This is a genomic window from Bradyrhizobium sp. HKCCYLRH3061, from assembly GCF_051168015.1.
GTDB lineage: Bacteria > Pseudomonadota > Alphaproteobacteria > Rhizobiales > Xanthobacteraceae > Bradyrhizobium.
In genome coordinates this window covers 83,887-108,564 of record NZ_JBNPUE010000008.1, presented here as the reverse complement: position 1 = coordinate 108,564, position 24,678 = coordinate 83,887, and the positions used below count along the sequence as shown (strand labels likewise).

Below are 24,678 nucleotides of genomic sequence, written 5' to 3'. Positions count from 1 at the left end.
GAAGCGGAATACTTCCTGGGTCGTCAGCGCTCGTGCCGTCAGGCTGCTGTCATCCAGCGATGTCACGATGCAAATGCGGACAGCGTCGTTCGGAAACGCTGCGTGGAATAAATCGTTGACCACCAGGTCGGAGACAGATGTCCTGCGCTCTTTCATTATGATTAGGCCGGGACGTTCATTTGAATGAGATCTATCACTTTATCTCAGACTGCATCCATTCGCTCGCGGTGTGGTGAGAGCAGAAGCATCGAGATCAATTACGTCGGCGGCCGGCGTGGCGGCCTTTTCACCGGATGCAGCCTTGGCGCCCGTACCGCGCGCGGGCGCAATCGCGTCGCCGCCGCGCGCTTCGGCTTGGCCGGCACTTGCGGCCTTGCCAGCTCCATCAGCATTCGCAACGCCTCCAGCACCGACCGTGTCCGCACCGTGCTGCGGCCGATGGCGCCGAAGCGGTGTTCGCGATGGGTGATGCGGCCGTCGCGGGCGGCGACGGCGAAATGGACCAGGCCGACCGGCTTGCCGGGGGTGGCGCCGCCGGGGCCGGCGATGCCGGTGATGGCCACCGCGAGATCGACGTCGGCGCGTTCGAGTGCGCCGACCGCCATCTGGATCGCGGTCTCCTTGGAGACGGCGCCGAAGGTCTGAAGCGTCGAAGCCTCGACGCCGAGCATCGCGCGCTTGGCCTCGTTGGAGTAGGTGACGAAGCCGCGGTCGATGACATCAGAGGAGCCGGGGATGTCGGTCAGGGCCGCGGCGACCAGGCCGCCGGTGCAGGACTCGGCGGTCGCGATCATCAGCTTGCGCGACCGGCAGAGATCGAGCAGCGAGCGGGCCAGCGCACTGGTAGAGCCGATTTGACGTTCGCTCGCCATGGCTGCGTTGTCCTCATCCGATCGTCAGATCGAAAGCTCCATGAGCGGTGACAGGGTGGTGCGCCTCTAGGCGTTCCACGGCAGGCGGATCGTCGCGCTCGCCGTCGCGGCGATGCCTTCCTCGCGGCCGGTGAAGCCGAGCCGCTCGCTGGTGGTGGCCTTCACGGCGATGCGCGAGATGTCGACGCCGGTGATCTCGGCGATGCGGGCGCGCATCTGGTCACGCAGCGGGCCGATCTTCGGCCGCTCGCAGATCATCGTGACCTCGAGATTGGCGACGCGGCCGCCTCGCGCCGTGACGCGCTCGATGGCGTATTTGAGAAACTGGTCGGAGGAGGCGCCCTTCCACTTCATGTCGGAGGGCGGGAAGTGCGAGCCGATGTCGCCATCGGCCAGGGCGCCCAAAATTGCATCAACCAGAGCGTGCAAACCGACGTCGCCGTCGGAGTGGGCCAGGAAGCCCTTGCTATGCGGCACACGCAGGCCGCACAGCCAGACATGGTCGCCTTCGCCGAAGGCGTGCACGTCGTAGCCGGTGCCGGTCCGGATGTCGCCGAGCTGCGCGGCAAGGCGCGCTTCCTCGCGCACGAAATCTTCCGGTGTGGTGAGCTTCATGTTGGCAACATCGCCCTCAAAGGTCGCGACGGTCAATCCCGCCCATTCCGCAATCGCCGCATCATCTGTGAACTCGGTGAGGCCCTCGCGCGCGGCGCGGCGATGCGCCTCGAGGATCGTCTCGAACTTGAAGGTCTGTGGCGTCTGCGCGATGCGCAGCTTCGCGCGCTCCGGCGTCGCGGTGATGTCGCCGCCCGTTCCGACCTCCTTGATGGTGTCGGTCACCGGCACGACGGGAATCGCCGCACCGGTCTTGCCGGCCGCGACAATCGCGCGCGAGATCACGGCCGGCGTGACGAACGGACGCGCGGCATCGTGGATCAGCACGATGTCGGGCTCGTGCGGCGCCAGCGCTTCCAGGCCTGCCAGCACCGAGGCCTGGCGCGTTGCGCCACCATGTGCGGGGACCTCGTGGCGCAGGCCTGATACGGCAGCATTGAAGATGTCGATGTCATCGGGATTCACCACCGGCTGGACCACCGCCACCTCGGGATGATCGGCGAAGGCGGCGAGCGCGCGATGGATGACGGTACGGCCGCCAATCGTGCGGTATTGCTTCGGACCACCGGCGCCGGCGCGCAGGCCGCGTCCAGCCGCGACGAGGATGGCTGCAGTCCGCTGAGAAGTCGTCATGGGAACAGGATATCGATGCTGATGAAAGACCAGGGTGAGGAGATTTGCCGGCTTCTTACATCTGCAGAGGATGTTAAGCGAGCAGGATCACACATGACTTGAGCGGCGACTGCGACTGCGACGCGTTCGTAAGGCGCCGTGAGGCACTTGAAGGCCGATCCGCTGCTGCGAACCGCCGTGGAGCCATGCAAAAATCCGGCGGCTCAAGGGTTTACCATGACTGCCGAACAAGCATATTTTGCTGCACTGCACTTGAAATACTGATCGTTTTGGCTAAAGTGTAGGCATGACGCTTGACTGCCCAAGATTTGTGCTTGAGAGTGCAGCGCAGACGCGATGATGCGTCCAAAGAGCTTTAAGAGTCGTTCGTGACCGGTCCGGCCAAACCACCAGCCAAAGCCTTGAAGATAGGCGACGTTTCGCTCGCCAACCGGGCCATTCTGGCGCCGATGTCGGGCATCACCGACGCGCCGTTCCGCCGACTCGCGGCCGAGCTCGGCGCAGGTCTGGTGGTGTCCGAGATGACCGCGAGCGACGATCTCGTGCGCGGGCGGTGGATATCCCGGTTGCGCTGCGAGGCCAGCGGCATCGGGCCACATGTCGTGCAGCTCGCCGGCTGCCAGGCGCATTGGATGGCGGAGGGCGCCAGGGTCGCCGAGGACGGCGGCGCCGATATCATCGACATCAACATGGGCTGCCCGGCGCGGCATGTCACCGGCGGCCAGTCCGGCTCGGCCCTGATGCGCGATCTCGATCATGCGCTGACCTTGATCGAGGCGACGGTCGAGGCCGTCGATGTGCCCGTGACCCTGAAGATGCGGCTCGGCTGGGACGAGCGCAGCCTGAACGCGCCGGAGCTGGCGCGCCGCGCGCAGGCCGCGGGCGTGCAGCTGATCACGGTCCATGGCCGCACCCGGCAGCAGTTCTACAAGGGCGAGGCCGACTGGAGCGCGGTGCGCGCGGTGAAGGACGCCGTCGATCTGCCGGTCGTCGTCAACGGCGACATCACCACCTACGAAGACGCGCGCGAGGCGCTCGACGCCTCCGGCGCGGATGCCGTGATGATCGGGCGCGGCGCGCAAGGCGCCCCCTGGCTGCCCGGTCAGATCGGCCGCCAGCTCAATGGCGGGGCGGAGGAGGGCGCGCCGGAGCTGGCGCAGCAGCTCGCACTGCTCACGGCGCTCTATGACGAGATCTGCCGCCATTACGGCGAGCGTGTCGGCCTGCGCCACGCCCGCAAGCATCTCAGCTGGGGGCTCGACGTCGCCGCCGAGCACGCCCGCGCGCCGGCCGAAAAACTGAAGGCCTGGCGCGACCGTGTCCTCACGTCCGAGCAGCCGTCTTTGGTGCATCGGGCGCTGCGTGACGCTTTCGACGATTTTGCCTGGAGTGCAGCCGCATGAGCTCAGCCGCAGAACAGCGCAAGCGACTTCCGTCGGATGGCGATGCCATCCTCAACGCGTTGCCCAATCCGGTTCTCGTCATCGGCCCGGACGGCATGATCATGGACGCCAACATGGCGGCGGAATCGTTCTTCGATTCCTCGACGCAGTTTTTGCAGCGGCAATCGCTGAAGAAGCTGGTGCCGTTCGGCAGCCCCTTGCTGGCGCTGATCGACCAGGTCCGAACCACGAGCGCGCCGGTCAACGAGTACAAGGTCGATCTGGGCACGCCGCGCACCGGCGCCGATCGCCTCGTCGACCTCCACGTCGCGCCGCTGCCGGAGCGGCCCGGTCACATCGTGGTGATGCTGCAGGAGCGCACCATCGCCGACAAGATGGACCGCCAGCTTACCCATCGCAGCGCCGCGCGCTCGGTGATCGCGCTGGCCGCGATGCTGGCGCACGAGATCAAGAATCCGCTGTCGGGCATCCGCGGCGCCGCGCAGCTCCTGGAGCAGCAGGCCTCCTCGGAGGACCGCATGCTGACCCGGCTGATCTGCGACGAGGCCGACCGCATCGTGACTTTGGTCGACCGCATGGAGGTGTTCGGCGACGACCGCCCGGTGGCGCGCGGGCCGGTGAACATCCACTCCGTGCTCGACCACGTGAAGCGGCTGGCGCAATCCGGCTTTGCCCGCAACATCCGCTTCGTCGAGGATTACGATCCGTCGCTGCCGCCGGTGCTCGCCAACCAGGACCAGTTGATCCAGGTCTTTCTCAACCTGGTCAAGAATGCCGCCGAGGCGGTCGTCGACCTCGGTGCTGACGCCGAGATCCAGCTCACCACCGCGTTCCGCCCGGGCGTGCGGCTGTCGGTGCCCGGCAAGAAATCGCGGGTCTCGCTGCCGCTCGAGTTCTGCGTCAGGGACAACGGCCCCGGTGTGCCGGAAGACCTGATGCCCAATCTGTTCGATCCGTTCGTGACCACCAAGCCGACCGGAAGCGGCCTCGGACTTGCATTGGTCGCGAAGATCGTCGGCGACCATGGCGGGATCATCGAGTGCGAGTCGCAGCCGCGCAAGACGACCTTCCGGGTGCTGATGCCGATGTACAGCGCAACCAAACAACCAGACCAAAGCAATCGCGATGACGTTTCGGGGACGCCGTTGCATGCCTCACAGGGATCAAATTGAGGACCACCATGCCTGCAGGTAGCATTCTCGTTGCCGATGACGATACGGCCATCCGCACGGTCCTGAACCAGGCGCTGTCACGCGCCGGCTATGAGGTGCGGCTGACCGGCAACGCCGCCACCTTGTGGCGCTGGGTGAGCCAGGGCGAGGGCGATCTCGTCATCACCGACGTGGTGATGCCGGACGAGAACGCGTTCGACCTCTTGCCGCGCATCAAGAAGATGCGGCCGAACCTGCCGGTCATCGTGATGAGCGCGCAGAACACCTTCATGACCGCGATCAAGGCCTCGGAGCGCGGCGCCTATGAGTATCTGCCGAAGCCGTTCGACCTGAAGGAGCTGATCGCGATCGTCGGCCGCGCCCTGGCCGAGCCGAAGGAGCGGGCGGCGAGCCAGCCCGACGACGGCGAGTTCGAATCGATCCCGCTGGTCGGCCGCTCGCCGGCAATGCAGGACATCTACCGCGTGCTGGCGCGGCTGATGCAGACCGATCTGACCGTGATGATCTCTGGCGAGAGCGGCACCGGCAAGGAGCTGGTGGCGCGCGCGCTGCACGACTACGGCAAGCGCCGCAACGGCCCGTTCGTCGCGGTCAACATGGCGGCGATCCCGCGCGACCTCATCGAGTCCGAGTTGTTCGGCCATGAGCGCGGCGCCTTCACCGGCGCCAACACCCGCGCCTCGGGCCGCTTCGAGCAGGCCGAGGGCGGCACCTTGTTCCTCGACGAAATCGGCGACATGCCGATGGAGGCCCAGACGCGGCTTTTGCGCGTGCTGCAGCAGGGCGAGTACACCACCGTCGGCGGCCGCACCCCGATCAAGACCGACGTGCGCATCGTCGCAGCCTCCAACAAGGACCTGCGCATCCTGATCCAGCAGGGGCTGTTCCGGGAAGACCTGTTCTTCCGCCTCAACGTCGTGCCGCTGCGGCTGCCGCCATTGCGCGAGCGCATTGAGGACCTGCCGGATCTGGTCCGGCACTTCTTCGCGCTGGCCGAGAAGGACGGGCTGCCGCCGAAGAAGCTCGATGCCGCCGCGTTGGAGCGGCTCAAGCAGCACCGCTGGCCGGGCAACGTCCGCGAGCTGGAGAACCTCGCGCGGCGCCTGGCGGCGCTGTATCCGCAGGACGTCATCACCGCCTCGGTCATCGACGGCGAGCTGGCCCCGCCCGCGGTGACCACCGGCTCCAACGCGCCCACCTCGATCGACAATCTGGGTGGTGCCGTGGAGGCCTATCTGTCCTCGCACTTCCAGGGATTTCCGAACGGCGTGCCGCCGCCGGGGCTGTACCACCGCATTCTCAAGGAGATCGAGATTCCGCTGCTGACGGCAGCGCTCGCAGCGACGCGCGGCAACCAGATCCGCGCCGCCGATCTGCTCGGTCTCAACCGCAACACGCTGCGGAAGAAGATTCGCGACCTCGACATCCAAGTGTACCGCAGCGGCGGGTGACGGTGATTTGATACCTTCGCGGCTGGCTCAAGCCCGCCTCAGGTGAGAATTATTGTAGACAAATCCGCGTCGCGCTTCCGCGCCGCGGATTTGTCGCAATTTGGCAACAGCGTGGTAGGAATGCATCAGTCCGATTCCCGGACGTGCCGCGTTCAGCATCACCCACCTTGCCGGAATGACCAGCGCAGAGACCTCGGCCACCCCCTTCGATTCCTCGTCCGCCGACCGCCGACGCTGGACTTGGCGCACCTGGCTCGCGCCGGTCGCGGTCGCGCTCGCGCTGCTGTCGGCCTTCCTCACCTTCATCGTGCTGGTCGGGCTGACCCCGGTCGAGCCGACGACGGACGTGGTCAAGACCTTCTATCTGATCGACGCCGGAACGATCCTGGTCCTGGTCGGGATCATCATCCGCGAGGTCTGGCAGGTGGTGCAGGCCCGCCGGCGCGGCCGGGCGGCGGCGCGGCTGCACGTCCAGATCGTCAGCCTGTTCTCGGTGATCGCGGTGCTGCCGGCGGTGCTGGTCGCGGTGGCCGCCAACGTCACCATCGATCGCGGCCTCGACCGGCTGTTCTCCGGACCGGCCAAGGTCGCGATCCAGAACTCGCTGACCATCGCGCGCGCCTACATGCAGGAGCACGCGCAGTTCATCCGCGGCGACATCATCGGCATGGCCAATGACATCGCCCGTGCGCGGCCGCTGTTCGATCAGGATCGCGCCAGCTTCCGCGATCTGCTGACCACCAGCGCCGCCTCGCGCAATCTGCCGGGCGCGATGATCATCGACAAGAACACCAATCCGATCGTCTGGGCCGAGTCCGGCGGGGTGCAACTGGCCTATTCGCCGCCGGCACCCGACTTCCTGAACAATGTCCGGGAGGAGGAACCCGAGATCGCGGTGCTGCCGGAGTCGAACTACGTCGCTGCGGTGATCCGGCTGCGCGCGTTCAACGACACCTTCCTCTACGTCGCGCGTCCGCTCGATCCGCAGGTCGTCGAGCAGCTCAAGCAGACCGAGCTGTCGGTCGCCGAATATGCCCAGGTCGAGGCGCGGCGCTTCGGCATCCAGATCGCCTTCGCGCTGATGTTCGCGGTGATCGCGCTGACCATCCTGATGGCCTCGGTGCTGATCGGGCTGAACTTCGCCAACTGGCTGGTGGCGCCGATCCGGCAACTGATGAATGCCGCCAACACCGTGTCGACCGGTGATCTCAACGTCCAGGTCCCGGTGCATCGCTCGGAGGGCGATCTCGCGCAGCTCGGCCAGACCTTCAACAAGATGACGCAGGAGCTGCGCACGCAGCGCGACGAGCTGGTCAGCGCCAGCGATTTGATCGACAGCCGGCGCCGCTTCATCGAGGCGGTGCTGTCGTCGGCCTCCGCCGGCATCATCGGCGTCGATGCCTCCGGCAGCGTCGGCATCCTCAACCGCTCGGCCGAGAAGCTGATCGGACATGCCGAACAGGAGGTGCTCGATCATCCGCTCTCCGACGTGCTGCCCGAGCTCGACGACATGATGAAGACCGCGCGCGAGGGCAAGCAGCGGCTGGTGCAGGGCCAGATCACGATCCAGCGCGACGGCCATGAGCGCAATCTGTCGGTGCGCGTCACCGCCGAGCAGACCAACCAGGCGCGCGACAGCTACATCATCACGCTCGACGACATCACCGAGCTGGTGTCGGCGCAGCGCACCTCGGCGTGGGGCGACGTCGCGCGCCGCATCGCACACGAGATCAAGAATCCGCTGACGCCGATTCAACTCTCGGCTGAACGCATCCGCCGCAAATTCGGCAAGGTCATCACCGAGGACAAGGCGGTATTTGAGCAATGTACCGAGACGATCGTGCGGCAGGTCGACGACATCAGGCGAATGGTCGACGAGTTCTCGCGGTTCGCGCGGATGCCGAAGCCGGTGATGGAAGGCGAGGACGTCGCCGACACCGTGCGGCAGGCCGTGTTCCTGATGAAGGTCGCGCATCCCGAGATCGACATCGAGACCGAGATCAAGCAGGACCCCTTGCGCGCGCAGTTCGATCGCCGCCTGATCTCGCAGGCGCTGACCAACATCATCAAGAACGCCACCGAGGCGATCGAGGTGGTGCCGGAGGCGGAGCTCGGCAAGGGCCGAATCGATGTCGTCGCCTCGCGCGAGGGTGAGGACGTGCTGATCGACGTCATCGACAACGGCATCGGCCTGCCGAAGGTGGCGCGGCAGCGGCTGCTCGAGCCCTACGTCACGACGCGCGCCAAGGGCACCGGCCTCGGGCTCGCGATCGTCGGCCGCGTGCTGGAAGACCATGGCGGCAAGCTCGAGCTGAAGGACGCATCCGATTTTCGTCCCGGCCAGCGTGGCGCCTGGATGCGGCTGCGCTTTGCCGTCTCCGGCCAGGCCGCCAAGACGGGCGCGAAGGAGCAGGCGGCGGCGTCTGACAATGCGCAGAAGACCGAGGCCGGCGGCGAAACCGCCGACACGGTTCAAACGACCAATGATGAACCAAAAATCCAAGCCGCAACCGGCAGCTGACGAGACAGGCGTGACCCATGGCGAGTGATATTCTGATTGTCGACGATGAAGCCGATATCCGGGAGCTGGTCGCCGGCATCCTGGACGACGAAGGCTTCACGACGCGAACCGCGCGCGACAGCGATTCGGCGCTCGCGGAGATCACGAGCCGCCGTCCCAACCTGGTGTTCCTGGACATCTGGCTGCAAGGCTCCAAGCTGGACGGTCTGCAGCTGCTCGAGCAGATCAAGAAGGACCATCCCGACCTGCCGGTGGTGATGATCTCCGGCCACGGCAACATCGAAACGGCGGTCGCCGCGATCAAGCGCGGCGCCTATGACTTCATCGAGAAGCCGTTCAAGTCCGACCGCCTGATTCTGGTCGCGACGCGTGCGTTGGAGAATTCGCGGCTCAAGCGCGAGGTGCGCGAGCTGAAGCAGCTGGCGCCGACCGCGAGCACCATGACCGGTCGCTCGCCATCGATGAACCAGCTGCGCCAGACCATCGAGCGCGCCGCCAAGGCCAACAGCCGGATCCTGATCGTCGGCCCTCCCGGCTCGGGCAAGGAGCTCGCCGCGCGGTCGCTGCACGCGCAGTCGCCGCGCTCCGAAGGCCCGTTCGTCGTCATCAACGCCGCCGCGATCACGCCGGAGCGGATGGAGGAGGAGCTGTTCGGCATCGAGCAGTCCAATGGCGAGCAGGCGCGCAAGACCGGCGCGCTCGAGGAGGCCCACGGTGGCACGCTGTTCGTCGACGAGATCGCCGACATGCCACGCGAAACGCAGAACAAGATCCTGCGCGTGCTGGTCGACCAGACGTTTCAGCGCGCCGGCGGCACCACCAAGGTGCACGTCGACGTGCGCATCATCTCCTCGACCGCTCGGAATCTCGAGGAGGAGATTGCCGCCGGCCGTTTCCGCGAGGATCTGTATCACCGTCTGTCGGTGGTGCCGATCCGGGTTCCGCCGCTGTCGGAGCGCCGCGAGGACATTCCCGAGCTGATCGACTATTTCATGGACCAGATCTCGGTCACGACCGGCCTGCCGAAGCGGCAGATCGGGCAGGACGCCATGGCCGTGCTGCAGTCGCATGTGTGGCCCGGCAACGTCCGTCAGCTCCGCAACAATGTCGAGCGCGTGATGATTCTGGCCGCCGGTGGACCGGAGGTGATCATCACCGCGGACATGCTGCCGCCGGATGTGGGATCGATGGTGCCGGCGATGCCGACCAGCAACAATGGCGAGCACATCATGGGACTGCCGCTGCGCGAGGCGCGCGAGGTGTTCGAGCGCGACTATCTGATCGCCCAGATCAGCCGCTTCTCCGGCAACATCTCGCGCACCGCCGAGTTCGTGGGCATGGAGCGGTCCGCCCTGCATCGCAAGCTGAAGGCGCTCGGCGTCGGCTGAGGCCTTCGGCTCGGCCAAACTTGCCGACTGGACGAATTTACATTGGAAAATTCGGTCAGTTCCGGAATTTTACGGATGAATCCGGGTCTTTTGGAACCGGCTTCCCTGCAAGCGGCTTGCCTAATATGCTCGCCTGTCTTCTAATCCGGCATCCCGTGGTCCCTCGAGGGGGATCTCAATGGACCATGGGTCACCTCGATGAATCCGGGGCCTGCGATCGGGTCATCGAAGGTTCAATAAGAAAAAGCACAAGACTGCGAGATAACAACAATGGCGGCCGACCGCGCACAAAACCTACAAGACACCTTTCTCAACCATGTCCGCAAAACCAAGACGCCGCTCACGATCTTCCTGGTCAATGGCGTGAAACTGCAGGGGATTGTCACATGGTTCGACAATTTCTGCCTGCTGCTCCGGCGCGACGGTCACTCGCAGCTCGTCTACAAGCATGCGATCTCCACCATCATGCCGGGAGCGCCGATCCAGCTGTTCGAGGGTGGCGAGGACGCGTCTGCGTAAGTCTGACCTGACGTGAGAGTGACCTGATTGGAACCCCGCGATCGCGAAGGGACCATCGGCCTGTCGAGGCCGGATGACAACAAGGGGACCGGGCTCGTCATCGTGGTCGGCCCCTACTTGCGAGCGCGCCGCGGCGACGATGGCGCGCAAGCAGGCCAATCCGACATGCGTGATTTCGAGGCGCGGATCGACGAGGCCGCCGGCCTCGCGCGGGCCATCGAGCTGACCGTGGCCGAGGCCATTCTCGCGCCGATCGGGCAGATTCGCCCCGCGACCTATCTCGGCAAGGGCAAGGTCGAAGAGATTGCCGGCGTGATCGCCGGCCATGGCGTCGAGCTGGTGGTGATGGATTGCGCGCTCTCGCCGATCCAGCAGCGCAACCTGGAGAAGGCCTGGAACACCAAGGTGCTCGATCGCACCGGCTTGATCCTCGAGATCTTCGGCCGCCGCGCCAAGACCAAGGAGGGCGCGCTGCAGGTCGAGCTCGCGCATCTCAACTATCAGCGCAGCCGTCTGGTGCGGTCCTGGACTCATCTCGAACGCCAGCGCGGCGGCTTCGGCTTCATGGGCGGTCCCGGCGAGACCCAGATCGAGGCCGACCGCCGGTTGATCGGCGACCGCATCACGCGGCTCGAGAACGAGCTGAAGAAGGTCCAGGCGACGCGGCGGCTGCATCGCGCCGGACGCCAGCGTGTGCCGTATCGCGTCGTGGCTCTGGTCGGCTACACCAATGCCGGCAAGTCGACGCTGTTCAATCGCCTGACGCGCGCCGACGTCCAGGCCGCCGACATGCTGTTCGCGACGCTCGATCCGACCTTGCGCGCGATCACGCTGCCGCATGGCGGCAAGGCGATGCTGTCGGACACCGTGGGCTTCATCTCCAACCTGCCGACGCAGCTCGTCGCCGCCTTCCGCGCCACGCTCGAGGAGGTGCTGGAGGCCGACGTGATCCTGCACGTCCGCGACATGTCGCACGAGGATGCCGAGGCGCAGCAGCACGATGTCGAACTGGTGCTGAGCCAGCTCGGCATCGATCCCGAAGCCACCGACACCATCATCGAGGTCTGGAACAAGATCGACCGGCTCGACGCGGCTGCGCGCGAGAACCTCGCCAACATCGCCGCGCGGCGTCCGCCGGAGCGGCCCTGCCTGCTGGTCTCGGCCGAAACCGGGGAGGGCGTCGACGCGCTGCTGCAGACTATCGAGGACCGGCTCGCGGCGGCGCGCACCACGTTGGACCTCACCATCGACGCCGCCGACGGCGCCGGCATCTCCTGGCTGCACCGCAATGCCGAGGTGCTGGCCAAGGAGCTGCACGAGGGCCATTACGACATGACCGTGCGCGTCGACGCTACCAAGCGCGACATCGTGGTGGAGCGCTATCACGGCGTGCCCCGGGTCGCGTAGAATAGTAAAGGTATCCAACCACTATCGATTGCCACTCGATCGAGTGCGCAACCATCCAAATCAACTGATTTGAGCGCTTGTTCGCTATATTCTTTGAGCGTCTCCGGCGGCCACTTAGTGGGCCACCATCAGCTTCATCGCGCAGCAAAATCAAACAGATGCAGCCGATTCAACGGCTCTAACAGCCATCTCGGCTCACCGACGCGGATGACTTTACAGACAAAAAACTTACAACTAAAACGTGTCAATCATAATATTGATTTGTATCAATAGCGGCCGACGGCCACGCCGTTCAGAAGTGCCTTTCGTTCAAATGAGATTATTTTGTCGAGCGACATGCGGGTTGCGCGTATGGCCTCAAGAGAAAAAATCCGACAGAGTGTCCGAACCTCGATCTTTATGAGATCGATTGGTCACTGTGAATACGGTGCTTGTGGGGAAATCGCTGCAAGATGGTCCAATGGGCACATCGAGATGATCGGCGAACTCTGCCACATCCTGCCGGTGAATGATGGCAGTCGATCCGAATTCAAAGCATCGTTTCCGCACGTCGATCTCGATTCTGAAAACAACTTGATGCTGCTTTGCCGAAAGCACCATCACCTGATCGATCAGGAAAAACCGAGCGAATACCCGCCGGCGATCCTCTTCCAGATGGTCATGAACAAAGCTCGTCACGTCGCTAGATTCGTAGATGACTTGTTTCAGAGCAGTCCATTCAGGTTCGACCACCACGAGTTGGCGCAAGATGTCAGGGTCGGTCGAATCTATGACCTGATGAATGAGGCGACCCTGAGCGGACCAAAAGAGGGGCGCAGTCTTCTCCGGGAGGCAGAGCGTGTTCTAGGCGATATTGCGCTCAACCCGTTGGTCGAAACTGCCGTGCAATGGGTGGAGTTGGCGCGACTTGAACTCAAGACGACGTCGTTGGAGAACGACTATTCTTCGTCTCGATGGGAGAAGGGTCTGCAGGCGAGCACCGCTCTACTGAGAAAGATAGCAGACGCGCGAAAGGTGCCCGTCGCGGTTTCGCTTATGCTGCTTTTCTTAAGGGATGAGTACAGCGTATTCGATACGCAGAAGAAGCTCACATTGGCAAAGGCTCTGAACGACAAGCTCGATTCAGTTAGTGCTTCAGCTGAGGATCAGGACGCCTTGGCCTATATCTTAATAGTGAAGTCTGCCGTCGTCAGGTGGCGAGGCCGCTTGCAGCGACTTCAATCACACCAAGAGAGTTCGTTCAGCGAAGCTGAGCGCTGCGCGAAACGTAGCCTGTCTCTCGTCAGATCCTCGTCGGCGTTGCTGCAGTCTTTGCTCGTGGAATACTCGAAGGCAAGATTGCTCCCGCTGAGGTCCGTTGCGGAGTATGATGAACGGATAGCCGCTATAGGCCAGAGTTTGGAAGGCCCCGAACTTCTAGAATACGGCGCGTCCGCAAAATATCGTCCAATCTTCTATCGGCAGACATTTCAATATACCAAGTCGATAGACGCATTTTGGAAGGGCATCGATTTCGGATTTCGTCCTGCGTTGAGCCGAGTGGCGTACATCATAGGCGAGGCGTCGACTGCTGCATATTCGCAAGATCGAAGCAGAGGATTGACCATTGTGAATGACGCGCTCTCGTTTCTTTCGGAGTCATTGCGTCAGGGCTTCGACCATGCCCACAATTTCAAGGCTTGGATTGCTTGCAGATCCATCGTGGATGAAGAGTGGTTCGATGTTAACCTGTTATCTAAGTTTGAGACTGACCTCGAAGCTCCAAACCAACTCGCAAACATCTTGACTGATGCGCGACGGCGTTTTTTCGGGCAAGACGCATTCGGCCACGACGTGCTCTTCGGTGTTGATGAAGCGGAGTTCTGGACGATGCTAGGTACCTTAACTGCTCGTTGTAGATCTGATCTGGATCTCGCAATGCGGTTTTTCGAACGCGCCAATCGCTATGGAGGGCATAAGTTTCCGATACATGCTGCACGTGTGCGGGCCTGCTTGCATGTAAAGCGTCTGGAGGAAGCACGGGCGCACCTAGTTAGGGCACGGAGCGTGGCAGGCGCGCGATATGGGAGCGCGATCGCTGATCTGGAAGCGTCCCTCGCCAGATTGGAAGATTTACCGGGTCTGTCCCGAAGCTCGGCATGATTCATTTCATACCTCATGTTCGACTGGCCTTCTCCGTGTCGTTCCATAGTTGTCGACATCTTCAGGCAAGGACCACTTGCAGAGTGGCCCCGTCAGCAGGGACGAGCTCGATGTAGGCAAAGAGAACTGACCGCCGCGCCGGGTCAGACCGCGCCGTTTGGTCGCGCCCGATCGAACTAAAGCGGCGTGATGTCCACATGCAGCACCGCGGCGCGACCGCCATCGACGGCTGCGACGCAGCGCTCGATCGCCGCATCGAGGGCATCGGGATCGTCGACCCGCTCGCCATGGGCCCCAAATGCGCTGGAGATGTCGGCGAGACGGCGCTGCTCGTCCTGACGGCCGGTGCAGAGCCGGGACAGAAACGAGTCCGTCCGCTGGGCCGTGCCATCGGGATAGACGCGCTGAACCGACGCCTTCACCGCCTGCCATCCGTTGTTGTCGAGGATCACGGTCAGGATCGGGAGCTGGTATTGCTGCGCTACGGCGTAGACGGAATCCGGTGCGGCGAAATGGTAGGCGCCGTCGCCGACGATCTGCACCACGCGCGTCGAGGGATTGGCGAGCTTGAGCCCGAGCGCCATGCCGCCGCTGAAGCCGAGGCCGCCGCCAGCGAGGCCCACATAGGTCATCGGCCTGGTGCGGCGAAGCTGCTGCTGCAGGAGCGGCGCATTGCGGACCGCCTCGTTGACGACGATGTCGTCCTCCGACAGATGCGCCTGCAGCCGCGCGAACAGATAGGCCGGGTTGATCGCGCCGGTCCGGCCCTTCTGGCCCGCCGCGGCGGTGCGTTTCGCCTGTGCCGCCTCGCGGGCCGGCTGCCAGCTCGCGATCCGATCGCGCACTTTTCTCAGATACGCATCGTCGGCACGGGCGACGACGATCTCCAGGACCTGGCGGAGAATGACGGCCGAATCGCCCTGAATGCGAAGGTCGGTGGCAAATCCCCACATCGGGATGTCCGCCTTCAGGGCGTCGATGTCGATCTGGATCCAGCGCAGCCGATCGGCCGCCTTCAGCATCTGTGGAATGAAGGGCACGTCGATGTCGATGAGCAGTCCGAGGTCGGCGCCTGCGATGAGCGCGGCGGGGTCGGCGCCCGCAAAGCAGGGGGAGTCCTGGCAGATGTTCATCGTGACGGGATTGAACTCGGCGACGCGGATGCCGCACACCAGCGCCAGCCGCTCCATGACGGAAACCGCCTCGGCGCTGCGGCCGAGATAGGCGGTCAGCGCGATCGGATTGTCCGCCTTCATCAGCGCGTCCGCGATCGCCTGCGCCCGTTCCGGCTCGATGCCTCCCGCTTTGACGCTGCCATAGCGCGCGGCCGGGTAGGCCGGCATCGCCTGCTCGTCCCAGGTCTCGGCCAGGGTTTCCCGCGGCAGCATCATGTAGACCGGGCCGGGCGGATCACTGTGCATGAATGCGGCGGCGCGGGCCACCGCCTCCTTGACGACGACGCCCGACGGCAGCGTGTATTCCCATTTGACATAGGGCCTGATGACGCTGCCCTGATCGAAACTCTCCTGCACGAAGTGGACGTAGGTGTCACGTCCTCCCGGCAGCTCGCCATGCAGCGCGAACGGAGCCCGCCCCGCGAACAGCAGCACCGGAAGCCGGTAGCGAAAGGCATTCTGAATGGCCATGCACGCGTTCGCCGTGCCGGCATCGACGTGGACGAACACGGCCTGTCCGCGGCCGGTCGCACTCGCATAGCCCATCGCCATGTGCACCGCGACCACCTCGTGGGGGCACAGGATCACCTCTGGGTGCCGTCGGCCTTCGCTGTCCCAGCGCGCAAGTTCCTCGATCAGCGAGACATGATCGGTGCCGAGATTGGCAAAGATGTAGTCGACGCCCATCTCGACGAGCGCCTCGAGGAAGTAGTGCGCGGTGGTGTGGCGGGTCATGGCGCGGTGGCAAGGATCAGGCGACGACGGCATTGTCACGGCGCACGGCCTCAGGCTGGGTTGTGAGGCCGCGCAGGCGGCCCAAGAGGTTGTCGGGCTCTTTCGGTGCGGCCATGCCACGCCAGGCGATGTGGGAATCCGGCCGCACCAGCAGCAGGCTTTCGGCAAAGCCATAGCCGGCCGCGGCCCGGTCGACGTCGACCACAGTCAGGGGAACGCCATGCCGAGCTGCGGCCTCGACGAGCGCCGTGACATCGACGGCCGGATCGAACCGGACCAGCGTGTAGGCCGGGCCGAGCGCATCCAGCAGCGATCGGCCATCGGCGAGCCACACATGAGGGGCGCGTGCGCCCGGCACCGTGGACGCAGTGAAATGGCCCATGCCGTAGGGCGGCGGCGTCTCGCCATCGTACGAAATGGCCGGTGACCGGTCATAGTAGTAGCCGAAGTTCAAGCCGGCGCAGCAATATTGCTGCACGTTGAGATCGTAGGCGGCCTTGCCGACCTTGCTACGCGCCGCGTCGCCGACGGGGCCCTCCATTTCGACCTCGGCAGGCACGGCGCGCCGCTGGCTCATCACGGCGAGCGCATGGTTCATCGCGAAGTGCGACACCTGCTCGGTAATCGGCTGACGCTCCGCCTCATAGGCGTCCAGCAGGGCGGGGGCAGCCCAGCCGTGCAGCACGCCGGCGAGCATCCAACACAGGTCGACCGCATCGGCGATCCCCGCATTCATGCCGTAGCCGGCATAGGGAATCCACAGATGCGCGGCATCGCCACAGATGAAGGTGCGGCGATCGCGGAAGCGGTCCGCCACCAGGCGGCGTCCGATCCAGTCCTCCTTGCTGATGATCTCATACTGGAAACGGTCGTCGACGCCGAGAATGGTGCGCAGCGCCCAGTCGCGATCGACACTGTCGAATTCGACTTCCTCGGCCGCGAGGTGGTTGTGGATCAGCCAGTTGTCGCGGCCGTCGATGGAGACGGTGGTGCCGCAGCGCCGCGGGTTGAGCGACATCGTCATCCAGGCCGGCTTCTGGGTGATCAGGTCCTTCAGCGCGGGGGCACGGATGTAGGTCGACTGCACCCGCTGTACGACATCGGTGCCGCCGAGCCGTGCGCCGATCAGCTTGCGCACCGCGGAGCGGCCGCCATCGCAGCCGATCAGATAATCGGCCGAAATGGTGATGTCCTGGCCGGTGTCGAGATCGCGCGCCCGCGCGATCACGCCGTCTTCATCCTGGTCGAAGCGATCGACCTCGACGCGGTTGAGAATCGTGATGCCGCGTTGCGCCTCGGCGCAAGCGAACAGGATGGGCTCGAGATAGATCTGGTTGATGCGATGGGGCGGCTCGGGCGTCGGCCAATCGGTGTCGGGTCCACCGGTCGCCGTATAGCGATCCTGGCGGGACGGAATCGGAATGCGGGTCAGCTCGCGGCCGACGACCGCGGTGCGATAGGCGCAGTCGTTGGGAAAGTCGGCCGGCAGGCCGCCTTCGCGCACGTGTTGGACGATACCAAGGCGGCGGAACACCTCCATGGACCGCGCGGAAACGTGGTTGCACTTCACGTTGGGCGGCTCTCCGGCGCGCCTGATCTCGGCGACGACGACGTCGATGCCGCGCGAGGCAAGGTCCATGGCGGCGGTCAGCCCGACCGGGCCGGCACCCACGATGAGCACCTGGGTTTGAATCGTCTTCATGTCAGTTCTCTTTTTAATTTGAACCTAGGCACGCTCGGCTGTCGAAAGCGTGTCCCGCTGCGCGTCGCCGGCGCTCGGAAGACTGCCGCGCATGCCAAGGACGGCAAGGCCGAGGATCACCAGTGCCGAGAACAGCTGCGGCACCGCGCTCGCCTGAAACAGCGAGGACACGTCCCATTTCGCCGCGAGCATCAGCCCGCCGAGCGTGACGCCGAGGATCGAGCCGAAGCGGCCGATGCCGAGCGCCCAGCCGATGCCGGTGCCACGGATGTAGGTCGGATAGATCCGCGCCGCGTAGGCGTTGCAGCCGATCTGTCCGCCGATCACGGCGACGCCGGCGATGAAGACCGCAGGCACCAGGATCGGCAACGAGGCGCCGGCGATGCCGATGGTGACGATCGAGAGGAAGCCGGCGACGTAGGTCACGAACAGGACGCGATCGAAGCCGAACTTTTCGATCAGCAGGCCGAGCCCGACGGTGCCAAGCATGCCGCCGAGCTGGAAGGCGATGCCGACCGCGATCGCCGCCTGGACGTCGAGGCCGACACCATGCGTCAGCGTCGGCAGCCAGCTGTTGAGGAAATAGATGTCCATCATGTTCATGAAGAACATCACCCACAGCAGCAGGGTCGGGAGCAGGCGCCGCTTGGTGAACAACTGCGGCAGCAGGAAGCCCTTGCCGCTCTCCTCGACGATCGTGAACCGCGCATCGGCCGGAAGCTGGGCCGTGGGATCGATGCGCGCCAGCAACGTGCGCACGCGTTCGCTCCTGCGCGGATCGAGCGCCATCAGCGAGAGCGATTCCGGCAGCCAGACGATCAGGACCGGACAGAGGATGAGCGGCAGAGCGCCGCCAATGAGAAAGATGATCTGCCAGCCATAGGCGGTGATGAGCTTGGCCGCGACCGCTCCGCCGATCGCCGACCCCAGCGACACGGTCATGAACATCAGCATGATCAGCAAGGTTCGGCGACGCTGCGGGGAATATTCGCCGGTCAGCGCGATGGTGTTGGGCAGGACGCCGCCGAGCCCGATTCCGGTCGCGAAGCGGAGGACGACGAGGTCGGATATGCTGGTGGCCTGCGTCGTCGCCAGCGAGCCGAGCGCGAATACGAGAACGCCGGCCACCACCAGCCATTTGCGTCCGAGATAGTCGGCCAGCGCGCCGAACACCAGCGAGCCGATCATCACGCCGAACAGGGACGCACCGAACACGGGCCCCAACGCGCCCGGCGCCAGATGCAAATCCTTGCTGAGGGCAGGGGCGACGAAGCCGAGCGCCTGGGCATCGAAGCCGTCGAGCCCGACGACCAGCGCGCACAGGCAGATCACCCGGATCTGGAATCCCGACAGCGGCCGCTCGTCGACGTAGCGCGTGAGATTGATCGCCTGCGTCAAATGTCCCTCCCCATGTGCTTGTTGTTGCCGGGCCGCTTCGCCGCTCCGGCTGTTTGCAAATATGTTGCATGATCAAACTCTTTCGATTAGCCACAAAATTCTCATTCATTCATAAGGAAAGCTAATGCCCCCGACCCTGCGGCAACTGGAGGCCCTGGTCCTGGTGTATCGGCTCGGCAGCATCACCAGGGCGGCCGCCGAGCTGCGCGTCACGCAGTCGGCGATCAGCCTCTTGATCCGGCAGATCGAGGAGAACTTTCAGCTCAAGCTGTTCGAGCGCACGACGCGGGCGCTGCATCCGACGGCGGCCTGCCGCGAGGCGATCACCGCCGCCGAGCGCATCCTGGCGGGAGCGCAGGGGCTGTCGCAGCGGATGCGCGACCTTGCCGAGATCAAGGCCGGCCGGATTTCCATCGCGGTCTCAGCGGGCGTGGCGTCGGCGCTGCTGCCACGCGTGTTCGCGACCTTCCGGTCGCGCCATCCCGAGGTGAGGATCGACCTGCGTGATGTCGCGCCTGACGAGCTGCTCGCGATCGTGATGGCCGGGCAGGCGGAGTTCGGCCTCGGCAGCGTCGAGGACGAGGGCGTGCCGGAGGTCCGGATCGACACACTGATGCAGAGTCCGCTGTCGGCCATCGGCATCAAGGACGGCCGGTTCGAGAAGCACCGCCGCCTGACGTGGGACGGCATCATGAGCTCCGAGCTGATCACGATGCGTCACGGCACGCGGATCCGCAGTCAGATCGACGAGGCGCTGGCGCAGACGGGGCGGGCGCTGAAGCCGGCCTGGGAGGTGTCGCTGATCACCACCGCGCTGGCGCTCACGGCGGAGGGCGCAGGCCTGAGCATCCTGCCCGCGCACATGCTGCCGAAGGCACAATTTCCGACGCTCGTTGCCATCCCCCTGTCGCAGCCGACGATCCATCGGCACGTCTCGCTCTTGAGCCGCGCCGATTTCGGATTGTCGCCCGCCGCGCAGCGCTTCGTCGAGATCGCGAAGGCCGTGCTGTCGCGCAAGGGCGGCTGATCACGGCTTCGGAGCCGGGGGACGCTCCTTCTCCAATCGCTTCGCCTCGTTCCACAATTCGTCCATCTCGTCGAGCGAGGCTTCTTCGAGGCTGCGGCCCTTGGCCGTCAGCGCCTGTTCGATGTGCGCGAAGCGGCGCTCGAACTTGGCGTTGGTGCCGCGCAACGCGGTCTCCGGATCGACATCGGCATGGCGGGCGAGATTGACCAGCGCGAACAGGAGATCGCCGGTCTCTTCGGTCAGCTCGGTCGCATCTCTGTTGTCGAGGGCGGCCTCGATCTCGTCGGCCTCCTCGCGGATCTTCTGCAACACGGCACGCGGATCGTTCCAGTCGAAGCCGACGGTCGCGGCCTTGCGCTGCAGCTCCATCGCGCGCACCAGCGCCGGCTGTCCGGCCTTGATCCCTGCCAGCAGCGAGGACTTGCTCGTCCGCTCCTCGGGCGGGCGGCGCGCGGCGCGCTCGGCCTTCTCCTCGGCCTTGATGCGGTCCCAGGTGCCCTTGGTGGGCTGGGTGACGTTGCCGTCCTTGTCCGGGAACACATGCGGATGGCGGCGGATCATCTTCTTCGTGATGCCCTCGACGACGTCGCCGAACGCGAACGCGCCTTGCTCCTCGGCGATGCGGGCGTGATAGACCACCTGCAGCAGGAGATCGCCGAGCTCCTCGCGCAGATCGTCGATGTCGTCGCGCGTGATCGCGTCGGCCACCTCATAGGCTTCCTCGATGGTGTAGGGCGCGATCGTCTGGAAGGTCTGCTCGACGTCCCACGGACAGCCGGTGACCGGCGTGCGCAGCGCCGCCATGATCTCGATCAGGCGGGAGATGTCGCGGGAAGGGATCATGGGCAGGTCCTGACAGCATCGTTCGATCCTGTCCTGTATGCCCCAAGCGGCGCGCGGCTCCCAGCAAAAAGGCCATGACGCGGGATCGCTCCGCAGGTTGGCCCGACCCGTCGATGATGCTAAGCGGGAGCCATGAATGAGCAGGACACGACGGCCCTGGTGCTGTTCTCGGGCGGGCAGGATTCCACGACGTGCCTGGCCTGGGCGCTCGACCGCTTCGCGCGCGTTGAGACGATCGGATTCGCCTACGGCCAGCGCCATGCGATCGAGCTCGCCTGTCGCGACCGGCTGGTCGAGGGCATCGCGCGCCTGCGTCCCGACTGGGCGGTCAAGCTCGGTGACAGCCACACGCTGGACATTCCGACGCTGGCTGCGATCTCGGAGACGGCGCTGACGCGCGACGTCGCGATCGAGATGGGCGCCGACGGCCTGCCCAACACCTTCGTGCCGGGCCGCAACCTGGTGTTCCTGACCTTCGCGGCGGCGCTCGCCTATCGCCGCGGCATCCGCCACATCGTCGGCGGCATGTGCGAGACGGACTATTCGGGCTATCCGGACTGCCGCGACGAAACCATCAAGGCGCTGCAGAACGCGCTGAGCCTGGGCATGGCGCGCGCGTTCGAGCTGCACACGCCGCTGATGTGGCTGTCGAAGGCCGCGACCTGGCAATTGGCGCACGATCTCGGCGGCACCGGCCTCGTCGACCTGATCCGCGACCAGTCGCACACCTGCTATCTCGGCGAGCGCGGCGCGCGGCACGATTGGGGCCATGGCTGCGGGCAGTGTCCCGCCTGCGAGCTCCGCGCCAAGGGATGGCGCGAATACATCGCGGCGAGCGGGCCATCCTGAATCGGAAGCGGGGCCCTCGGGCCCCGCGGAGAGTTGCGCGACAGACGAGCGCTCAGGCGGCTTCGGTGTCCGACGGCTCGCGCTGGCTGACGATGACGAGATCGGCATCGGCGACGTCGTGGCCGTCATCGGCCTGGTTGGCGGCAGCGGAGGCCGCCTGCGCAACGAGACGCGCAGTGATCTCGTCCTTGGCGTCCTTGGCGTCCTTGCCGCTCTTCTCCCAGGCGGGTGCGTTCAGCACCACGATGTCGTCGTCCTCCGCGGCATCATCCTGATCGGCGGGCACGATCGATGGCGACTTCGCCGGAGTATCGACGACACGCAGGGTCGGGGCCCCGGCTTCGACCGGCTCGTCCTCGGCTGAAGCCGTTTCGTCTTCGGCCATTTCGGGCTGGGCCGGCTCGACGGGCGCGGCCTCTTCGGCGGAGGCGTCGGCTTCGGTGCTCGCCATTGCCTCAGCAGCTTCGGCGGGCTGCTCGGCGGCCGCGGCGGGGCTCTCTGCGGCAGGCGCCTCATCAGCCGGCGTGAGGCCGAGATGCTGCGAGATCTCCTTGATCACGCGGTCGATCGCCACCAGCACGCGATATTCCGGGATCGAGGCCATGTGCTGCTCGAACCGGTTGCGCGCATATTGCAGCGAGTCGATCACGTCGGTGGCGATGGAGGAGCCCGACGCCTCGGTGCCGTGCAGGGCGCCCGCGGCCTTCTCGGTCGAGCTTTCGATCAGCAGGAAGGCCTCGTATTGCGGAATCGATTTGAGCTTCTCGTGATAGTCCTGGCGCACGCCGGCGAGCGTGTCGACGATGGTGGCGAACTCTGGCGCGAGCATTTCGACGTCCCCCTCAACTTCAGCAAAGAAGATGCGGGACGCTACGGACGCACTGATGAATGTTCAATTTCGAACGAATACGGCTGTTCGCGGCATGAATAGCCGGCCGTTAAGACCGGCCCACCAAAAGCAGGATCGCCCGCTCACCGGGCATTAAGCATTCTTACGACGCGCACGAAGGGCTCAACCGACGAAATCCTCGGGCTTGAGCTCGATCGGCCTGCCATGCGGGGTGCGATCGGCAGCGTGATCCCAGGCATTGCGGTAACGCGTCAGCGCGTCCGCGGAGGTGACGCCCTTCTCGGCGACGAGCCGCTCGAGCGTCGCCAGCCAGTGCCGGTAATAGGTATCGCCGCAATCGGGATCACCAGACGCTTGCGCGCGCGAAATCTCCTCGGCGAGCGCAGCCGCCCATTCGGGCCAGGTGAAGAGGCCGCGGGCGTGCAGCGTGACGGCCATCGCGAAGGCGTGCGCTTCCCACGGCTCGCGAAACACGGGCCCACTGTCATCGACGGGAATGCCGGGCAGGGCGCGCGTCGCCGCGACCGCCGCCTCACGGTCCGGCGTCATCGGGCTGGCTCCAGATAGGGCTCGAAGGCGTCGACCGTCACCTCCAGCAGCGGATCGGGCGCGTCGGCCCACAGCTCGGCGCCGCTGAACGACACCGTGTAGAGCCATTGCGGGTCTTCGCCGCCGCCATGGGCGTTGCTGTCGGGAAACACGTGCACGCCCTGGATCGCCTCGATACGGCCGAGATGGCCGCGCACATAGCGCGGCAGCCGCGTATGCGTCGCCGGATGGATGTCCTTGGCGCGCACGCGGTCGCCGACGGCGAACCGCGCCGGCTTGGTTTCCGCGCGTTCGGTCGGACCGCCGCGACGCAGGGTCGCCGCGACGGCATCTGCAGTGAGGATCCTGGCGACGGGCCTGGCCGGATGCAGCGCCTCGCCGGCGGCGATCTCATCGGCGTCGACCAGATGCCGCTCCTGCATCAGCCGTTCGATGCCCGCGAGCCAGATCTGGTAGTAGCTCATGCCGAGGTAATCGTCCGGCGGACGGTTCTCGCGCGCGAAGCGCGACATGTCGATGTTCCAGCCGCCGGGCGTCGCCATGGCCAGCGTCATGGCGAACGCACGACGCTCCCATTCGGCGTGAAACACCGGCTCGTTCGGCTCGGGGCGGACCGGACCGAAGCCGGCGACGCCGCCCATGTCATGCGCGCCATCCATCAGCTACCGACCTCATGCGGTTGCTTCGGCAGCCCGGTGCCGATCATGCTGTCGCGCGTGACGAGTTCGGCGAGCTGCTCCGCGCTCCAGCCGTCGGTCCCCGCGGGACGCATCGGCAGCACGAAATAGCGGACCTCGGCGGTCGAATCCCACACCCGGATCTTCGTCGTCGGCGGCAGCTCGAAGCCGAAATCCTTCAGGACGCCGCGCGGATCCTTCACCGCCTTGGCGCGATAGGGCGCCGATTTGTACCAGACCGGCGGCAGGCCGAGCACGGGCCACGGGTAGCAGGAGCACAGCGTGCACACGACCATGTTGTGCAGATCCGGCGTGTTCTCGACCGCCACGATGTGCTCGCCCTGGCGGCCGGCATAGCCGAGCTCACCGATCGCCGGCGTGGCCTCGGCAAGAAGGCGCGCCCGATAGGCGGGATCGGTCCAGGCCCGCGCCACGACCTGGGCGCCGTTGCGGGGACCGACCTTGCTCTCATAGGTCTCGATGAGCACGTCGAGCGCAGCAGGATCGATATACCCCTTCTCGGTCAGGATGCTTTCGAGCGCGCGAACGCGCAGATCGGTCTCGGACAGGTCCGAGTGATCGTGCGGATGGTCGTGATGGTGATCGTGATCCGTCATGACTCAACCATAGGCGTAATCGGGCACCGCTGTCGAGCCGAGGTGGCTCCCTCGGTGCGTGCCGCCGTGTTCAACGGCCGCCGCAGCCGTGCGGCGGTCAAAATGCCGAGCGTTGCGTCCTCGGCCGTTGACG

Annotated in this window: 20 protein-coding genes; 10 read left to right on the top strand and 10 right to left on the bottom strand. The window is 65.3% G+C overall.

The window, feature by feature from the left end; translation table 11 throughout:
• Positions 1-257: 257 nt before the first annotated feature.
• Both ACQR2C_RS15375 and ACQR2C_RS15370 read right to left on the bottom strand, forming a co-directional pair.
• Positions 258-872, bottom strand: coding sequence for a CinA family protein (locus ACQR2C_RS15375; RefSeq protein WP_434881545.1), 615 nt, complete (start codon positions 870-872; stop codon positions 258-260).
• 66 nt (positions 873-938) lie between these two features.
• Positions 939-2,120 carry a bifunctional 2-C-methyl-D-erythritol 4-phosphate cytidylyltransferase/2-C-methyl-D-erythritol 2,4-cyclodiphosphate synthase gene (locus ACQR2C_RS15370; RefSeq protein WP_434881544.1) on the bottom strand — a complete coding sequence of 394 codons (1,182 nt, stop codon included), beginning with the start codon at positions 2,118-2,120 and terminating at the stop codon, positions 939-941.
• Between the two features lie 449 nt (positions 2,121-2,569).
• On the opposite strand from ACQR2C_RS15370, the gene dusB reads away from it, so the two are divergent.
• From dusB to ACQR2C_RS15330, 8 genes are all read left to right on the top strand, one after another.
• On the top strand, positions 2,570-3,523 hold the full coding sequence (gene dusB, locus ACQR2C_RS15365; RefSeq protein ID WP_434881594.1) for a tRNA dihydrouridine synthase DusB: 954 nt from the start codon (positions 2,570-2,572) through the stop codon (positions 3,521-3,523).
• On the top strand, positions 3,520-4,695 hold the full coding sequence (locus ACQR2C_RS15360; protein WP_434846850.1) for a two-component system sensor histidine kinase NtrB: 1,176 nt from the start codon (positions 3,520-3,522) through the stop codon (positions 4,693-4,695). Before dusB ends, ACQR2C_RS15360 begins: the two co-directional genes overlap by 4 nt.
• 8 nt (positions 4,696-4,703) lie before the next feature.
• Positions 4,704-6,146 carry a nitrogen regulation protein NR(I) gene (gene ntrC / locus ACQR2C_RS15355; protein ID WP_315799944.1) on the top strand — a complete coding sequence of 481 codons (1,443 nt, stop codon included), beginning with the start codon at positions 4,704-4,706 and terminating at the stop codon, positions 6,144-6,146.
• Positions 6,147-6,321: 175 nt separating this feature from the next.
• Positions 6,322-8,667 carry a sensor histidine kinase NtrY-like gene (locus ACQR2C_RS15350; protein WP_316236467.1) on the top strand — a complete coding sequence of 782 codons (2,346 nt, stop codon included), beginning with the start codon at positions 6,322-6,324 and terminating at the stop codon, positions 8,665-8,667.
• 17 nt (positions 8,668-8,684) lie between these two features.
• Positions 8,685-10,055, top strand: a complete 1,371-nt coding sequence (locus ACQR2C_RS15345; protein ID WP_315799946.1) for a sigma-54-dependent transcriptional regulator — start codon at positions 8,685-8,687, stop codon at positions 10,053-10,055.
• 270 nt (positions 10,056-10,325) lie between these two features.
• Positions 10,326-10,574: an RNA chaperone Hfq gene (gene hfq / locus ACQR2C_RS15340; RefSeq protein ID WP_006613906.1), complete on the top strand. Its 249-nt coding sequence runs from the start codon at positions 10,326-10,328 to the stop codon at positions 10,572-10,574.
• A 27-nt stretch (positions 10,575-10,601) separates the two neighbouring features.
• Positions 10,602-11,981 carry a GTPase HflX gene (gene hflX / locus ACQR2C_RS15335; protein ID WP_315799947.1) on the top strand — a complete coding sequence of 460 codons (1,380 nt, stop codon included), beginning with the start codon at positions 10,602-10,604 and terminating at the stop codon, positions 11,979-11,981.
• Positions 11,982-12,455: 474 nt separating this feature from the next.
• The gene (locus ACQR2C_RS15330) at positions 12,456-14,123 is read left to right on the top strand and encodes an HNH endonuclease signature motif containing protein (RefSeq protein WP_316178708.1); all 1,668 of its coding nucleotides are present in this window, start codon (positions 12,456-12,458) and stop codon (positions 14,121-14,123) included.
• Positions 14,124-14,299: 176 nt separating this feature from the next.
• Here ACQR2C_RS15330 and ACQR2C_RS15325 read toward each other — a convergent pair whose 3' ends face one another.
• From ACQR2C_RS15325 to ACQR2C_RS15315, 3 genes are read right to left on the bottom strand one after another with little or no spacing between them, the layout of a single operon-like run.
• Entirely contained in the window at positions 14,300-16,033 is a 1,734-nt protein-coding gene (locus ACQR2C_RS15325; RefSeq protein ID WP_434881543.1) for a thiamine pyrophosphate-requiring protein, read from the bottom strand.
• A gap of 16 nt (positions 16,034-16,049) precedes the next feature.
• Positions 16,050-17,735: an FAD-dependent oxidoreductase gene (locus ACQR2C_RS15320; protein WP_434848636.1), complete on the bottom strand. Its 1,686-nt coding sequence runs from the start codon at positions 17,733-17,735 to the stop codon at positions 16,050-16,052.
• A gap of 24 nt (positions 17,736-17,759) precedes the next feature.
• Entirely contained in the window at positions 17,760-19,133 is a 1,374-nt protein-coding gene (locus tag ACQR2C_RS15315) for an MFS transporter (protein WP_434881542.1), read from the bottom strand.
• A 124-nt stretch (positions 19,134-19,257) separates the two neighbouring features.
• On the opposite strand from ACQR2C_RS15315, the gene ACQR2C_RS15310 reads away from it, so the two are divergent.
• The gene (locus ACQR2C_RS15310) at positions 19,258-20,160 is read left to right on the top strand and encodes a LysR family transcriptional regulator (protein ID WP_315799952.1); all 903 of its coding nucleotides are present in this window, start codon (positions 19,258-19,260) and stop codon (positions 20,158-20,160) included.
• On the opposite strand, the gene mazG is transcribed toward ACQR2C_RS15310, so the two are convergent.
• Positions 20,161-21,003: a nucleoside triphosphate pyrophosphohydrolase gene (mazG, locus tag ACQR2C_RS15305; protein ID WP_434881541.1), complete on the bottom strand. Its 843-nt coding sequence runs from the start codon at positions 21,001-21,003 to the stop codon at positions 20,161-20,163.
• Positions 21,004-21,135: 132 nt separating this feature from the next.
• Here mazG and queC point away from each other — a divergent pair, with 132 nt between their 5' ends.
• A complete protein-coding gene (queC, locus tag ACQR2C_RS15300) occupies positions 21,136-21,852 on the top strand; it encodes a 7-cyano-7-deazaguanine synthase QueC (protein ID WP_434846856.1) in 717 nt (238 codons plus the stop codon).
• 52 nt (positions 21,853-21,904) lie between these two features.
• Here queC and ACQR2C_RS15295 read toward each other — a convergent pair whose 3' ends face one another.
• The 4 genes from ACQR2C_RS15295 to nthA all read right to left on the bottom strand — a co-directional run bounded on the left by ACQR2C_RS15295 (position 21,905) and on the right by nthA (position 24,545).
• Positions 21,905-22,681, bottom strand: coding sequence for a hypothetical protein (locus ACQR2C_RS15295; protein ID WP_434881540.1), 777 nt, complete (start codon positions 22,679-22,681; stop codon positions 21,905-21,907).
• A 183-nt stretch (positions 22,682-22,864) separates the two neighbouring features.
• Positions 22,865-23,251: a nitrile hydratase accessory protein gene (locus ACQR2C_RS15290; RefSeq protein ID WP_434881539.1), complete on the bottom strand. Its 387-nt coding sequence runs from the start codon at positions 23,249-23,251 to the stop codon at positions 22,865-22,867.
• Positions 23,248-23,910 carry a nitrile hydratase subunit beta gene (gene nthB / locus ACQR2C_RS15285; RefSeq protein ID WP_434881538.1) on the bottom strand — a complete coding sequence of 221 codons (663 nt, stop codon included), beginning with the start codon at positions 23,908-23,910 and terminating at the stop codon, positions 23,248-23,250. The genes ACQR2C_RS15290 and nthB overlap by 4 nt, the downstream gene beginning before the upstream one ends.
• Entirely contained in the window at positions 23,910-24,545 is a 636-nt protein-coding gene (gene nthA / locus ACQR2C_RS15280; RefSeq protein WP_315799958.1) for a nitrile hydratase subunit alpha, read from the bottom strand. Before nthA ends, nthB begins: the two co-directional genes overlap by 1 nt.
• Between the last annotated feature and the right edge of the window lie 133 nt (positions 24,546-24,678).